The sequence below is a fragment of the Nocardia alba NBRC 108234 genome, from assembly GCF_001612665.1.
GTDB classification, from domain to species: Bacteria; Actinomycetota; Actinomycetes; order Mycobacteriales; family Mycobacteriaceae; genus Nocardia; species Nocardia alba.
Genome location: NZ_BDAX01000001.1, coordinates 158,730 through 171,836 on the forward strand (window position 1 = coordinate 158,730; position 13,107 = coordinate 171,836).

Annotated in this window: 14 protein-coding genes; 12 read left to right on the forward strand and 2 right to left on the reverse strand. The window is 68.0% G+C overall.

All coding sequences use genetic code 11. The features are described from left to right. Positions 1-3: 3 nt before the first annotated feature. From NA12_RS00745 to NA12_RS00780, 8 genes are all read left to right on the forward strand, one after another. On the forward strand, positions 4-1,014 hold the full coding sequence (locus tag NA12_RS00745) for an MCE family protein (RefSeq protein ID WP_067444681.1): 1,011 nt from the start codon (positions 4-6) through the stop codon (positions 1,012-1,014). Then, entirely contained in the window at positions 1,011-2,114 is a 1,104-nt protein-coding gene (locus NA12_RS00750; protein ID WP_067444684.1) for an MCE family protein, read from the forward strand. The genes NA12_RS00745 and NA12_RS00750 overlap by 4 nt, the downstream gene beginning before the upstream one ends. Then, complete coding sequence (locus NA12_RS00755) at positions 2,111-3,217, forward strand: MlaD family protein (RefSeq protein ID WP_067444687.1); 1,107 nt, start codon at positions 2,111-2,113, stop codon at positions 3,215-3,217. The genes NA12_RS00750 and NA12_RS00755 overlap by 4 nt, the downstream gene beginning before the upstream one ends. Next, positions 3,214-4,500: an MlaD family protein gene (locus NA12_RS00760; RefSeq protein ID WP_067444690.1), complete on the forward strand. Its 1,287-nt coding sequence runs from the start codon at positions 3,214-3,216 to the stop codon at positions 4,498-4,500. The genes NA12_RS00755 and NA12_RS00760 overlap by 4 nt, the downstream gene beginning before the upstream one ends. Before the next feature lie 44 nt (positions 4,501-4,544). After that, the gene (locus NA12_RS00765) at positions 4,545-5,156 is read left to right on the forward strand and encodes an Rv1363c family protein (RefSeq protein ID WP_067445214.1); all 612 of its coding nucleotides are present in this window, start codon (positions 4,545-4,547) and stop codon (positions 5,154-5,156) included. Between the two features lie 128 nt (positions 5,157-5,284). Then, positions 5,285-6,562 (forward strand): cytochrome P450, encoded by a 1,278-nt coding sequence (locus tag NA12_RS00770; protein WP_067445216.1) that lies wholly within the window; start codon positions 5,285-5,287, stop codon positions 6,560-6,562. 30 nt (positions 6,563-6,592) lie between these two features. Beyond that, positions 6,593-7,429 carry a mycofactocin-coupled SDR family oxidoreductase gene (locus tag NA12_RS00775; RefSeq protein WP_067444693.1) on the forward strand — a complete coding sequence of 279 codons (837 nt, stop codon included), beginning with the start codon at positions 6,593-6,595 and terminating at the stop codon, positions 7,427-7,429. A 66-nt stretch (positions 7,430-7,495) separates the two neighbouring features. Then, entirely contained in the window at positions 7,496-7,690 is a 195-nt protein-coding gene (locus NA12_RS00780; RefSeq protein ID WP_067444696.1) for a ferredoxin, read from the forward strand. Positions 7,691-7,832: 142 nt separating this feature from the next. On the opposite strand, the gene NA12_RS00785 is transcribed toward NA12_RS00780, so the two are convergent. Together NA12_RS00785 and NA12_RS00790 are read right to left on the reverse strand one after the other, a co-directional pair. Beyond that, entirely contained in the window at positions 7,833-8,057 is a 225-nt protein-coding gene (locus NA12_RS00785) for a hypothetical protein (protein ID WP_067444699.1), read from the reverse strand. Between the two features lie 20 nt (positions 8,058-8,077). Next, positions 8,078-8,908 carry an SDR family oxidoreductase gene (locus NA12_RS00790; protein WP_067444702.1) on the reverse strand — a complete coding sequence of 277 codons (831 nt, stop codon included), beginning with the start codon at positions 8,906-8,908 and terminating at the stop codon, positions 8,078-8,080. Positions 8,909-9,003: 95 nt separating this feature from the next. On the opposite strand from NA12_RS00790, the gene NA12_RS00795 reads away from it, so the two are divergent. The 4 genes from NA12_RS00795 to NA12_RS00810 all read left to right on the forward strand — a co-directional run bounded on the left by NA12_RS00795 (position 9,004) and on the right by NA12_RS00810 (position 13,102). Then, positions 9,004-10,581 (forward strand): methylmalonyl-CoA mutase family protein, encoded by a 1,578-nt coding sequence (locus NA12_RS00795; RefSeq protein WP_067444704.1) that lies wholly within the window; start codon positions 9,004-9,006, stop codon positions 10,579-10,581. Continuing rightward, positions 10,581-10,982 (forward strand): cobalamin B12-binding domain-containing protein, encoded by a 402-nt coding sequence (locus NA12_RS00800; RefSeq protein ID WP_067444706.1) that lies wholly within the window; start codon positions 10,581-10,583, stop codon positions 10,980-10,982. Before NA12_RS00795 ends, NA12_RS00800 begins: the two co-directional genes overlap by 1 nt. 69 nt (positions 10,983-11,051) lie before the next feature. Then, on the forward strand, positions 11,052-12,008 hold the full coding sequence (locus NA12_RS00805) for a TIGR03564 family F420-dependent LLM class oxidoreductase (RefSeq protein WP_067444710.1): 957 nt from the start codon (positions 11,052-11,054) through the stop codon (positions 12,006-12,008). Continuing rightward, positions 12,005-13,102, forward strand: coding sequence for a CaiB/BaiF CoA transferase family protein (locus NA12_RS00810; RefSeq protein ID WP_084472252.1), 1,098 nt, complete (start codon positions 12,005-12,007; stop codon positions 13,100-13,102). Before NA12_RS00805 ends, NA12_RS00810 begins: the two co-directional genes overlap by 4 nt. Positions 13,103-13,107 lie beyond the last annotated feature (5 nt).

Here is a 13,107-nt window from a genome sequence, read left to right on the forward strand (position 1 = left end):
GCAATGACATCGAAACAGCCTTCGAAAGCCGTGCTGGGGCTGATCGCGCTCGGACTGTTGCTCGCGATCGTCGCCGGGGCGGTGGGTTTCAACTCCCTCGGCGTCGGACAGCAGCGCTATGACGTCGAGTTCGCACAGGCCGCCGGTCTGCGCGTAGGGGACGGGGTCACCGTCGCCGGTGTTCCGGTCGGCACGGTCGCGGGTCAGCGGCTGGCCGGCGACCGGGTGCTGGTCACCCTGAGCGTCGATCGGTCCGCAGCCCTCGGCGCAGACACCCGCGCCGCCATCAAACTGACCACCCTGCTCGGCGCCCGCTACGTCGAACTGACCCCGGCGGGTGGCGGCGAGATCGCCGATCACCGAATCGGTCTGTCGCGCACCGCCGTTCCCTACGATCTGCAGCAAGCACTCGACAACGCCACCGCGACATTCGAACAGATCGACTCCGGCCGTATCGCCACCTCGCTCGACGCGCTGGCCAACCAACTCGACGGCGTGCCGACGGTACTGCCCGGGCTGCTGGGGAATCTGCGCTCGCTGGCCGCACTGCTGGGCAGCCGTCGCAACGAACTCGGCGCGCTCCTGACCGGCGTGCAACAGTTGACCACGGTGGTCAACGGTCAGCAGGGCGACCTCGCGGCCATCGTGGGCCAGGGCCGCGACCTGGTCACCGAGATTCTCGCGCGGCGCGGTGCGCTCCAGACCCTGATGGACTCGACGCGGCGGCTGGCGGATCAGGTCAGGGTGTTGGTCGTCGAGGATCGGCCCAAGATCGACGAACTGCTGCGCGGTTTCGACGGATTGCTCGGCAGCCTCGCCCGCCACGACGACCTGTTGCGCAACATCCTGCAGATCTTGCCCGTCCCCATCCGCAATTTCGCGAACGCGTCGGGCACCGCCAACGAGGTCGACTTCACCGCGCCCGCGGGGCCGCTGATCGATTCCTGGATGTGCGCGCTGAGCGGGCGTGCCGACCAGGTCTCGCTGGCCCCCTACTTCCAGGACTGCAAATGACACGACTCGCCACGCTGGCCAGGATCGTGCTGGTGCTCGGACTCGGTGCGCTCGCGGGGTGCGCGGGCAGCCCGAACGACACGGATTCGGCCATCACTGTGACGGCCCGATTCGACAACGGCGCCGGACTCTACGTCGGCAACGCCGTGGCCGTACTCGGGATGCCGGTCGGTGAGGTCACCGCCATCACCCCGCGCGGTTCCCATGTCGAGGTCACCATGCGGGTCGAGGGCGCGGTGGACATCCCGGCGGACGCGACCGCGGTGACCGTCTCGACCTCGGTACTGACCGATCGCCACGTCGAGTTCACACCCGCCTACCGCGGCGGCGCCACCCTGGCCGACGGAGCGCAGCTCGGCCTCGACCGCACCCGCACCCCCATCGACTTCGACCGCTTGCTCGGCGCCGCCGACGGGATGGCCGCGCAGTTGGCCGGCGCGACTCCCGAGACCGGTCCGATCGCGCGCCTGCTCGATACGTCCGCGCGGATCGCCTCGGGCAGCGGTCCGGAACTTCGGGCCACGATGAACGAACTGTCCGGTGCCCTGCGGCTCGGCGAGGACGGGGGAGCCCAGACCCAGAAGGCGATCACCGACATCGTCGAGCACCTGGCGGTCCTGATTCGCGCCGCGGCCGACAACGACCAGACGATCCGGGAATTCGGCAGTGCGACAGGGCAATTGAGTAGTGTCCTGGCCGATCTCCAGATCGGCGCGGGTGATACCGGCGCGCAGATCGTGCAGATCATGCAGCAGACCGATGACCTCCTGTCCCAGAACAGTGCGAGCCTGCGCTCCACGGTGACCAACGCGGGCACCGTCACCCACGCGCTCGCGGACTACCGCGAGGAGATCGCCGAGTTCATCGACGTGACACCGCTGTTGCTGAACAACGCCTACAACGCCATCGACGTCGACTACCGCGGCGTCCGGGTGCACGCGCTGCTGGACAAGGTCTTCTTCGACGGCCAACTGGTGAAGGAGGTGTGCAACGTGCTGGGGCTACGCCAACTCGGTTGCAGCACAGGAACATTGCAGGATTTCGGGCCGGACTTCGGCATCACCGACATGCTAGAGGCGATGTCGAGGTTGCCACGATGAGACAGCGATATCGGTCCGCGTCGACCCTGCTGCTGGCCGGGGTGGTACTCGCTACCGTGCCCGGCTGCGCGGTGGGTCTGGGCGATCTGCCGTTGCCCGCGCCCGGCGTCGGCGACGGCGGCTATACGATCCACGCCGGCTTCGCCAATGCGCTGAACCTGCCCGAGCAGGCGAAGGTGCGGGTGCTCGGCGCCGACGTGGGCGAGGTCGCGCGGATGTCGGCACGCGACTACACCGCCGTGGTCACGATGCGCATTCAGCCGGGGGTGGCCCTGCCGGTGGGCACCCGTGCCGAATTACGCACCGCCACACCACTCGGCGATGTCTTCGTGGCGCTCACTCCGCCCGACGCCGCCGCTCCCGGCGGGCCGGTGCTGCACGACGGCGACACCATCGCGCTGTCGGCCACCCAGGCCGCGGCCACCATCGAGGAGCTGCTCACCACCGCGTCGCTGCTGGTCAACGGTGGGGTGATCCGGAACCTGACCAATATCGTCAACGGCCTCGGACACGCCGTCGGCGACCGAGGCGCGAATCTCGCCGCGCTGCTGGACAGATCGACCAGAGTGGTGCAGGCACTGGCCGCGCGATCGGCCGATATCCGCACCGCACTCGTCGAAGTCGACCAGCTCACCCGGCAATTGCAGGAGCAGCGTCGCCCGCTCGGCGAGCTGGCCGACGTCGCGGGACCGGCGCTCACGGCCGCCACCGACAGTTCCCAGCAGGCGTTGACGCTGATCCGGCAGGTCGATCAGATCAGTCGGGAACTGGCGAAGTTCCCTGCCATCGACGGGTCCGCCGCGGGCATGGTCGCCGACGTCAACCGGCTCTCTGCGGGGCTCAACGCGGCCTCGACCGATCCCAATGCCAGTCTCGCGGCGATGAATTCGATTCTCGGACCGATCATCAAGATCACCAACGGCACCTCGGCGCACGTGAACGCCGATCTGCAGGACGTGACGATCGGTGCGGTGCCCGATCCGGCGCACCCCGGTGATGAGGGCAGCCGGATACCGGACGTGAGCGACTGGCAGGCTCTCGTCGGCACCCTGACCTACACCCTGCTCAAACTGCAGCAGCGCGTGACGGGAGCGGGGCGATGACACCTGCGCAGCGATTTCGGCTCGTGCTCGGCGTGCCCGCGCGCGTCGTGGTCGGCGCGGCCGTGCTCGGCAGCCGGTTCCGGTCCATCCTGTCCAGCGGCGCGCTGGTGCTGACCCTGATCGTCGGCATCGCGTATCTGCTGTTCGGCGCCCTCGGCGTCGACCCCACGGCGGCCACCATGACCGTCCGCGTGCACCTCGCACAGTCCGGTGGGCTGTTGACCGGGCAGAATGTCACCTTGCGCGGTGTCCCGATCGGTGAGGTCACCGCGATCGAGCTGACCTCGACCGGATTGGTGGCCACCGCGGCGATCGACGCGCAGGCCCGGGTGCCCGTCGGCGGCGCGGTCCGGGTCGCGAGCCTGTCGCTGGCAGGCGAGCAGTACCTCGATTTCCGCCCCGTCGACGACGACGGCCCCTACCTCGCCGACGGCGCCGAGATCGAGGTGGAGCGGACTTCGACGCCGGTGCCGCTGTGGCAGACCCTCGCGCAGCTGGATACCACGCTCGCACAGGTGGATCCGGCGCGGTTGGCGGCCATCGTCAAGGAACTCGGGGTGAGTGAGCAGGGCCCGCGCAAGCTCTCCGACATCATCGACGGTGGCATCTTTCTCGTCTCCACCTTGGATTCGGTGCTGCCCCAAACGGTCGGGCTGCTGCGCGACAGCCGGACGGTGCTGAGCACCGCGGCCGCCGCCTCGCCGGGACTGGGTGAATTCGCCGGTGACGCGGCACGAGTGATGTCGGGCGTGGAGGCGAAGTCGGGCGGATTCGTCGATCTGCTCGGCGCGGCACCAGGAACGCTCGGTGCGCTGGACGCGGTGCTGGACCAGAACTCGCCCGGCGTGGGCGACCTGCTCGGCAACCTCACCACGGTGGCCGACATGGCGAACTCGCGAGTGCCTGCCCTGCGGGAGTTCTTCTTCCCGACCGAGCGGGCGGGCTCGACGCTGGGCAACCTCACCGCGGCATTCCACGACGGTGGCCTCTGGGGGCTGGTGAATCTGTACCCCCGCTACTCCTGCGATTACAACCTGCCGCGACATTCACCGTCGCAGCCGGACTTCCCCGAGCCCTACCTCTACACCTATTGCCCGAACGAGGACCCGTCGGTCCTCATCCGCGGTGCGCGCAACGCACCGCGCCCGCCGGGTTCGCGTGTCCCCGGTCCGCCGCCGCCGGGACAGGCGACCGCGACGCAGGCGATCCCGACTCCGCTCGGACCATGGACACTTCCGCTCACCTTCGCCGGGCCGGATCTGTCGACGCCGGTACCTCGGTGAACGGCTCCGGACTCGCACCGCACACCACCACGCTAGGAATCGCTATGAACGACACGGACACCAAGACCGAGACCGAATTGCTCGAACCGGCGGTAGTGAAGACATCGGCGGATTCTGATCCGGCGCCGACCGAAGAGCCGAAACAGGCAGGCCCGACGAAGCTGCAGCGGGTGCGGGCGATCGCGCGCCGGATCGCCGCGCCGGTCACCGTGGTGGCCGCCGTGGCAGCGCTGGCGGCGGCGGGCTTCCTCGGCTGGAAACTCGACGAGAAGTCCGACACCGACGCCGCCGCCGAAGCCGGGCTCGCGGCGGCGCGGGCCTACGCCGTCACCTTGACCAGCGTGGACTCCAACCACCTCGATCGTGATTTCGCGGCGGTGCTGGACGGATCGACCGGCGAGTTCAAGGACATGTACACCCGGTCGAGCGGTCAGCTGCGCCAGCTGTTGCTCGAGAACAAGGCGACCGGCACCGGCACGGTGCTCGACGCCGCGGTGAAATCGAAATCCGAGACCAAGGTCGAAGTGCTGTTGTTCATCGATCAGACGGTCACCAATATCGCCGCCGCCGATCCGCGCGTCGACCACAGCCGGGTCCAGATGACGATGGAACTCGTCAACGGACGCTGGCTGGCCAGCCGGGTCTACCTGCCCTAATCCTCTCCCCGCTCGACCGCGCGGAGTTCCGTGCTGTCTCGCGGGAATGAGGTTCTCAAAAATGAATATGGTTGTTACCATCGAAGTGCGCGTCTTTGTCGCGGCTTCCCGATCACCTGGAGTTCTCCGTGACCGATTTCGATACAGTGAACTACTTCACCGACCCGGATCTGATTCCCGATCCCCATCCCTATTTCGATCATCTGCGGTCGAAGTGCCCGGTGACCCAGGAACCGCACTTCGGTGTGTACGCCGTCACCGGATATGAGGAATCGGCTGAGGTACTGAAGGATTCGTCGATCTTCTCCTCGGCTGTCGCCGTCGGCGGACCCTTCCCGCCACTGCCGTTCACGCCGGTCGGCGACGATATCAGCGACCTCATCGACCAGCATCGGACCGAGTTGCCGATGTTCGAGCACATGGTGACGATGGACCCGCCGCAACACACCTTCGCGCGGTCGGTGTTGAATCGTCTGCTCACGCCCGCCCGCTTGAAAGAAAACGAAGAATTCATGTGGCGGCTGGCCGACCAGCAGCTCGACGAATTCGTCGAGGCCGGCCAATGTGAATTCCTATCCCAGTACGCCAAGCCGTTCGCGCTCTTGGTCGTCGCGGATATGCTCGGCGTTCCCGAAGTCGATCACCAGCAATTCCGTGTCGTGCTCGGCGCGCCCCAGCCGGGTGCCCGACCCGGTGCGATCGACAACGAAGCGCTCTCGAGCAACCCGTTGGCCTGGCTGGACGAGAAATTCGTCTCCTACATCACCGATCGCCGCAACGAGCCACGCGACGACGTACTGACGTCGTTGGCGCTGGCGAAGTATCCGGACGGCACCACACCGGAGGTCCTCGATGTGGCGCGGTCGGCGACCTTCTTGTTCGCCGCCGGGCAGGAGACCACGGCCAAGGTGCTGGGCGCGGCGGTGCGGTTCATGGGCGATCACCCCGACGTGCAGCAGCGATTGCGCGAGGACCGCACCTTGATCCCGAACTTCATCGAGGAAACCCTGCGGATGGACGCACCGGTCAAGAGCGGGTTCCGGCTCGCTCGCCGCGCGACCACCGTCGGTGAGGTGGACATCCCGGCCGGCGGCCTGGTGATGTTCTGCCCCGGCGCGGCCAATCGCGATCCGCGCCGATTCGAGGACCCGCACGAGTTCCGTCTCGACCGCGACAACTTCCGTGAGCACATCGCGTTCGGTCGCGGCGTGCACACCTGCCCGGGCGGCCCGCTCGCGCGGGTGGAGGGTCGGGTCTCGATCGAACGGATCCTGGACCGGCTGCTCGACATCGAGATCGATGCGGACAAGCACGGTCCGGTCGACGCGCGCACCTACGAGTACGAACCCACCTTCCTGCTGCGTGGGCTCAGCGAACTGCACATCCGCTTCACTCCCCAATCCTGACCACGACAACAACGACAGAGGTAGGTAATCATGACCGGACGGGTCGAAGGCAAGGTCGCGTTCATCACCGGAGCCGCGCGCGGGCAAGGCCGCAGCCACGCGCTGCGGTTGGCGCAGGAAGGCGCCGACATCATCGCCATCGATGTCTGTAAGCAACTCGACAACGTGCCGTTCGCGATGTCGACCCCGGAGGATCTGGCGACCACCGCCGATCTCATCCGGGCACAGGGCCGTCGCGTGGTCACCGCCGAGGTCGATGTCCGCGACTACGACGGGCTCAAGGTCGCGGTCGACGGAGCGGTCGCCGAACTGGGCAGGCTCGACATCATCGTCGCCAACGCCGGGATCGGCAACGAGGGCGGCGCGCTGGTCGATCTGCAGGAGAACCTGTGGGACGACATGATCGACGTCAACCTCGGCGGCGTCTGGAAATCGGTGAAAGCCGCTGTGCCGCATGTGATCGCCGGTGAGCGCGGCGGCTCGATAATCCTGACGAGCTCGGTGGGCGGGCTCAAGGCCTACCCCAATATCGGCCACTATGTCGCGGCCAAGCACGGTGTCGTCGGACTCATGCGGACCTTCGCGGTGGAACTGGCGCAGCACTCCATCCGGGTGAACTCGGTCCACCCGACGCACGTGAACACGCCCATGGTGATGAACGAGGGCACCTACAAGCTGTTCCGCCCGGATCTGGAGAGCCCAGGCCCCGCCGACCTCGAGCCGATCGCCCGGTTGTTCCACACCCTGCCGGTCGCCTGGATCGAGCCCGAGGATGTCAGCAACGCGGTGCTGTATCTGGCCTCCGACGAGGCTCGCTACGTCACCGGTGTGCCCCTGCCGATCGACGCGGGCGGAATGCTCAAGTAATCACCCCGTCGCGCCGACCGTGGTGGTCGGCGCGACCCCGAGAAACAACGAAGGCGGAGAACGGTCATGAGGGTGTCGGTCGACGGGACCAAATGTGAGGGCCATGCCCTGTGCGCGGGTATCGCGCCGACGGTGTTCGAGGTGAACGCCGAGGACCTGGCCGTGGTGGTCGACGAATATCCGGGTGGTGCCACCGAATCGGAGGTTCGCTCGGCGGCGTCGGCCTGCCCGACGATGGCGATCGCGTTGGGCGAGAGCTAGCTCCGCGTCCGAGAAGGTCGAATGCAGAAACCCGCCTCCCACGGAGGCGGGTTTCTGCTGTCAGAAGACTTGCGGGGAAAAGTGATTGCCGACATCAGCCGCGAGGATCCGGGGCGGATTCTCGCGGCTGACGGGGTGTCGTTCAGGCGGCAGGGTCGGCCGCGGCCGCACCACCGGTCATGGTGGTACGGGTCACGGGCCCGTACCACCCGCACGGCAGTTCGCAGGTGGCCACCACGTGGCGTTCGATGAGGCCGTCGAGGGACTTGCGTATCGTCTCCGCCGCGCCGGCGGGATAGCCGCAGCGTGGGCATTTGCCGTAGTAGTCGAGGATCGGACGGACGCTGATCTGAATGGTCGGATGCACGGTGTGTCCTTCAGCCGGTCTCAGTCGAGGAAGAGGTCGAGCGTCGGGCTGTCGCCGCCGCCGTAGCGCGACAGGTCCTCGACGCCGGACGCGGTGAGAACCTCCGCGTCGATGTAGCAGTTCCCGCTGGCCGAGCGGGCGGGTCGGGACAGGATCTCGATCGCGGCGTCGGCCATGATCTCGGGGCTGCGCGACGACGAGAGCAGATTGTCGCCGTCGGCCATGTTCGCGACCGCCGAGGTGGCGATATAGGTCTGGGGCCACAGGCAATTCACGGCGATGCCCGCGTCGGCGAACTCGGCGGCCCAGCCCAGCGAGAGCAGGGTCATGCCGTATTTGGACAGCGTGTAGGCGGGGTGGGCGCCGAGCCAGCGCGGGTTCATGTTCACCGGCGGCGACACGGTGAGCACGTGCGGGTTCGCCGAGGCGCGCAGGTGCGGCAGGCAGGCCTTGGTGAGCAGGAAGGTGCCGCGCAGGTTGATCTCCTGCATCAGGTCGTACTTCTTGGCCGAGAGGCTCTCGGTCGGTTCGACGCCGATCGCACTGGCGTTGTTCACGCAGATGTCGATGCCGCCGAACCGTTCGACGGCGGTCTCGACGGCGCGCGCCACGTCGGCTTCGTTGCGCACGTCGCCGACCACGGCGACAGCCTTGCCGCCCGCGGCCTCCACCTCGGCCACCGCGGTGTGCACGGTGCCGGGTAGCCGGGGGTGCGGCTGCGAGGTCTTGGCCAGCAGCACGAGATTCGCCCCGCGCCGCGCGGCGGCCAGCGCGATGGCCAAACCGATCCCGCGGGAGCCGCCGGAGATGACCAGGGTGCGGTCGGTGAGTACGGCGTTCTCGCTGGACATCGGTCTCCTCAGTGCTGGTCCCCGCCGCGGATCGAAGCGGCATTCCCTTTCGATGGTATTGGCATTCTCATTTTTTGCAAGTACCGTAATCACTGATGAACGATCCGATACAGACCTCGTCCGGCATCCCGCTCTCGCCGGTCTACGGACCCGCGGACCTGGCCGCCGCACCGCCCGCACCGGGCGGCTTCCCATTCACGCGCGGCAACTTCGCCTCCGGTTACCGGGGTCGGTTGTGGACGTTTCGCCAATACTCCGGTTTCGGAACGGCGGAGGAGTCCAATCGCCGATACCGATATCTGCTCGACCAGGGCGGAACCGGGTTGTCGGTCGCGCTCGACCTACCGACCCAATGTGGTTACGACTCCGACGATCCGGAGGTGACCGAGGAGGTCGGTCGCGTCGGCGTCGCGGTGGACACCCTCGCCGATGCCGAGATCCTGTTCGACGGCATGCCGCTGGACAAGATCAGCACCAGCTTCACGATCAACGGCACCGCCGCGATCCTGCTGGCGCTCTACGTTGCGGCCGCCGAGAAGAAGGGCGTGCCGCGCGAGAAGCTCACCGGCACGATCCAGAACGACATTCTCAAGGAATACGCCTCTCGCGGCACCTGGATCTGGCCGCCGGAACCGTCGCTGCGGCTGATCGCCGACACCATCGAATTCTGTGCGGCCGAAGTGCCGAGATTCAACGCGATCTCGGTGGCGGGCGCGCATTTTCGTGATGCCGGCGCCAACGCGGTGCAGGAGATGGCGTTCACCCTCGCCGACGGTGTCACCTACTGCGACACCGTGATCGAACGCGGCCGGATGACGATCGACCAGTTCGCGCCGCAGATCTCGTTCTTCTTCTACACCCACGGTGACTTCTTCGAGGAGATCGCCAAATACCGTGCGGGACGCCGACGCTGGGCGACGATCGTGCGCGAGCGCTACGGGGCCACCACCGACAAGGCCTCGATGTTCCGCTTCGGCTGTGTCGCCGGCGGCGCCTCGCTGTACGCGCCACAGGCCCAGAACAACCTGGTGCGGGTGGCCTACGAGTCGATGGCCTCGGTGCTGGGCGGCGTGCAGTCGATGTTCACCGCGGCCTGGGACGAGCCGTTCGCGTTGCCGAGCGAGGAGTCCGCCACGCTCGCGCTGCGGACCCAGCAGATCCTGGCCTACGAAACCGGAGTCACCCGGGTCGCCGACCCGCTCGGTGGTTCCTACTTCGTCGAGGCGCTCACCGACGCGACCGAGGCTCGCATCATCGAGATCATGGACGACCTCGAGCGCCACGGCGGCATGGTCCGTTCGATCGAGGACGGCTACCTGCAGGGTCTGATCGCCGATGAGGCCTACCAGCTGCACAAGGACGTCGAGGCCGGCACCAAACCGGTCGTCGGGGTGAACCGGTTCGTCTCCGACGAGCCCGCGCCCGAGATCGCGACCTACGAACTCGACGCCGAGGGCCGCGACCTGCAACTCAAGCGTCTCGCCAGGGTGAAAGCCGAACGCGATTCCGTGGCGGTCCGGTCCAGCCTCACTGCCTTGTCCACCGCCGCCGAAGGAAACGAGAACCTGATGCACTACCTGATCGAGTGCGCGAACGCGTACTGCACGGTGGGGGAGATGACCGCCGCGCTCAAGGGCGTGTGGGGCGAGTTCCAGCAGCCGGTGGTGTTCTGATGAGCGCCCGTGTGCTCGTCGCCAAACCCGGTCTCGACGGCCACGATCGCGGGGCCAAGATCGTCGCCCGCGCGCTGCGCGACGCCGGTTTCGAAGTGATCTTCACCGGCATCCGCCAGCGCATCGAGGACATCGTGTCGATCGCGCTGCAGGAGGATGTCGCCGTCGTGGGGCTGAGCATCCTCTCGGGTGCGCACGTCTCGCTGACCACGCGCACCGTGGAGGCGTTGCGCGCGGCAGGCGCGGGCGATATCGCCGTGATCGTCGGCGGCACCATTCCCCAGTCCGATGTCGCGCGGCTGCTCGAAGTCGGTGCGGCGGCGGTGTTCCCGACGGGCACCTCGCTCGACACCCTCGTCACCGAGATCCGGGCGCTCACCAATACCCCGTCCCCGACCTGAGCGTCGGGTCGGTCGCAGCGGCGCTGACCACCGTGGTCGCGCGAAAAGTAGTGGAAGACGGAGGAATTCGTGCGTATCGGAGTGATGATCGGGCCCGAAAAGGGCGATGCGGCCCGCAAACTGTCCCGGATGCTCGACGACATCGCGTGGGCCGAGTCGGCGGGCCTGGACACCGCGTGGATACCCCAGATCCCGACCGATTTCGACGCGCTGATCACCATCGCGCTGATGGGACAGGTGACCACCCGGATCGAGTTGGGCACCGCCGTGGTGCCGCTGCAGGCCCAGCACCCCGTCGCCCTCGCCCGGCAGGCACTGTCGGCGCAGGCCGCGGCGAGCGGACGGCTGGCGCTGGGTATCGGTCCCTCGCACCACTGGATCGTGGCGGACATGCTCGGGCTGCCCTACGAGAAGCCGGCGGCCTACACCGCGGACTATCTCGAGGTGCTGAACGCGGGATTGCGCGGGCCCGGCACGGTGAACGTCGAGAACTCGACGTTCACGGTGCACAATCCGCTCGACCTCGGGCCGGTGGCCCCGGTGCCGGTGCTGGTCGCCGCGCTCGGTCCGGTGATGCTGCGCATCGCCGGTGAACAGGCCGACGGGACCATTCTCTGGATGGCCGACGAGCGCGCGGTGGGAGCCCATGTCGTGCCGCGGATCACGAAGGCGGCGGCCGAGGCCGGTCGTCCCGCGCCGCGTGTGGTCGCCGGTCTGCCGGTCTGCCTGTGCCGTCCCTCCGAGGTCGCCGAGGCCAAGGCCAGAGCGAACCGCATTCTCGGCGAAGCCGAGGTCTCACCGAACTACCAGCGGTTGCTCGAAACCGGCGACGCCCGCGACATCGGCGACATCTGCGTCGCCGGTGACGAGAGCGCCATCGCCGAGGGGCTGCGCCGATACGGCGACGCCGGGGCCACCGATCTGTCGGTGCGCCTGCTGCCCATCGGCGACACCCGCGACGAGCTGGTCGCCTCCAAACGGCGGACCAGGGAGATGATCGCCGCGCTGGCGAAGGACTTGCGATGATCGGGGCGCGGGGCGAGGGCGTCCGGCCCTCGGGCGCCCGTGCCGCGCGGGACGGGTCGGCGACCGGGCCGCTGGCCGGCGTCCGGATTCTCGAGGTCGGCACCATGCTGGCCGGGCCGTACGCCACCATGATGCTCGCCGATCTCGGCGCCGAGGTCACCAAGGTGGAACCGGCGGGCGGCGACATCTCCCGGCAGGTGAGTGACAGCTACTTCGCCAGCCTCAACCGGGGCAAGCGCAGCATCAGCATCGACCTGAACACCGCGCGCGGCCAGGACCAGCTCGGGGAGCTGGCCGCGAACGCGCATGCGCTGCTGGTGAATCTGAAGCCGTCGGCGATCCACCGGCTCGGCCTGACCTACGAAGCGCTACGCCGGTGGAACGAGCGCCTCGTGTGTGTCGCGATCACCGGATTCGGTTTGGACGCCGGTGACGACCCGGCCTTCGACTACGTCATCCAGGCGGCCACCGGCATCGCGGCGCTCACCGGCGATCCCGCGGGCCCGCCGACGCTGCCCGGCTACTCCTCGGCCGACAACTCCACCGGATTGACCGCGGCGCTGGGTCTGCTCGCGCAGATCGTGTCCGGGCAGGGCGGCCAGGTGGAGGTGTCGCTGCGCGATGTCATGCTCTCGCAGCTGAACTACCACGCCTCGGCCTACCTCAACGACGGCACGGCGCCACAGCGGCGCCCGTTCGGAGCGCACACGTATTACGTTCCCGCGCAGATGTTTCCGACCGCCGAGGGGTATCTGGCGCTGTTCATCACTCACGACGGATTCTGGCGGCGCTTCGCCGGGGAAGCGGCGGTGGCGGGGTTCGAGACGATGGTCGAGCGCGCGAGCCGGCGTGAGGAGGTGCTCGCGGCGGTCACCACCGCGCTCGCGGCCGACACCGCGGTGGGCTGGGAATCGCGGCTGCGCCCCCTCGGCATCCCGGCCGCAGCCGTCCGGACACTGCCCGAGGCGCTGGAGGCGACGCCGGAGGTGCTGGTGCAGGCGGGACCACATCGACTGGTGGGCAGTCCGATTCGGATCGCCGGGTACGAGCCCACCTACGGCCCGCCACCGCGTTTGGGCGAGCACAACATCTGATCACT

Bases quoted from the DNA above. Each gene is read 5' to 3' on its own strand.
- NA12_RS00745 (WP_067444681.1), top strand. From the start codon at position 4: ATGACATCGAAACAGCCTTCGAAAGCCGTGCTGGGGCTGATCGCGCTC.
- NA12_RS00750 (WP_067444684.1), top strand. From the start codon at position 1,011: ATGACACGACTCGCCACGCTGGCCAGGATCGTGCTGGTGCTCGGACTC.
- NA12_RS00755 (WP_067444687.1), top strand. From the start codon at position 2,111: ATGAGACAGCGATATCGGTCCGCGTCGACCCTGCTGCTGGCCGGGGTG.
- NA12_RS00760 (WP_067444690.1), top strand. From the start codon at position 3,214: ATGACACCTGCGCAGCGATTTCGGCTCGTGCTCGGCGTGCCCGCGCGC.
- NA12_RS00765 (WP_067445214.1), top strand. From the start codon at position 4,545: ATGAACGACACGGACACCAAGACCGAGACCGAATTGCTCGAACCGGCG.
- NA12_RS00775 (WP_067444693.1), top strand. From the start codon at position 6,593: ATGACCGGACGGGTCGAAGGCAAGGTCGCGTTCATCACCGGAGCCGCG.
- NA12_RS00780 (WP_067444696.1), top strand. From the start codon at position 7,496: ATGAGGGTGTCGGTCGACGGGACCAAATGTGAGGGCCATGCCCTGTGC.
- NA12_RS00790 (WP_067444702.1), bottom strand. From the start codon at position 8,908: ATGTCCAGCGAGAACGCCGTACTCACCGACCGCACCCTGGTCATCTCC.
- NA12_RS00795 (WP_067444704.1), top strand. From the start codon at position 9,004: ATGAACGATCCGATACAGACCTCGTCCGGCATCCCGCTCTCGCCGGTC.
- NA12_RS00800 (WP_067444706.1), top strand. From the start codon at position 10,581: ATGAGCGCCCGTGTGCTCGTCGCCAAACCCGGTCTCGACGGCCACGAT.
- NA12_RS00810 (WP_084472252.1), top strand. From the start codon at position 12,005: ATGATCGGGGCGCGGGGCGAGGGCGTCCGGCCCTCGGGCGCCCGTGCC.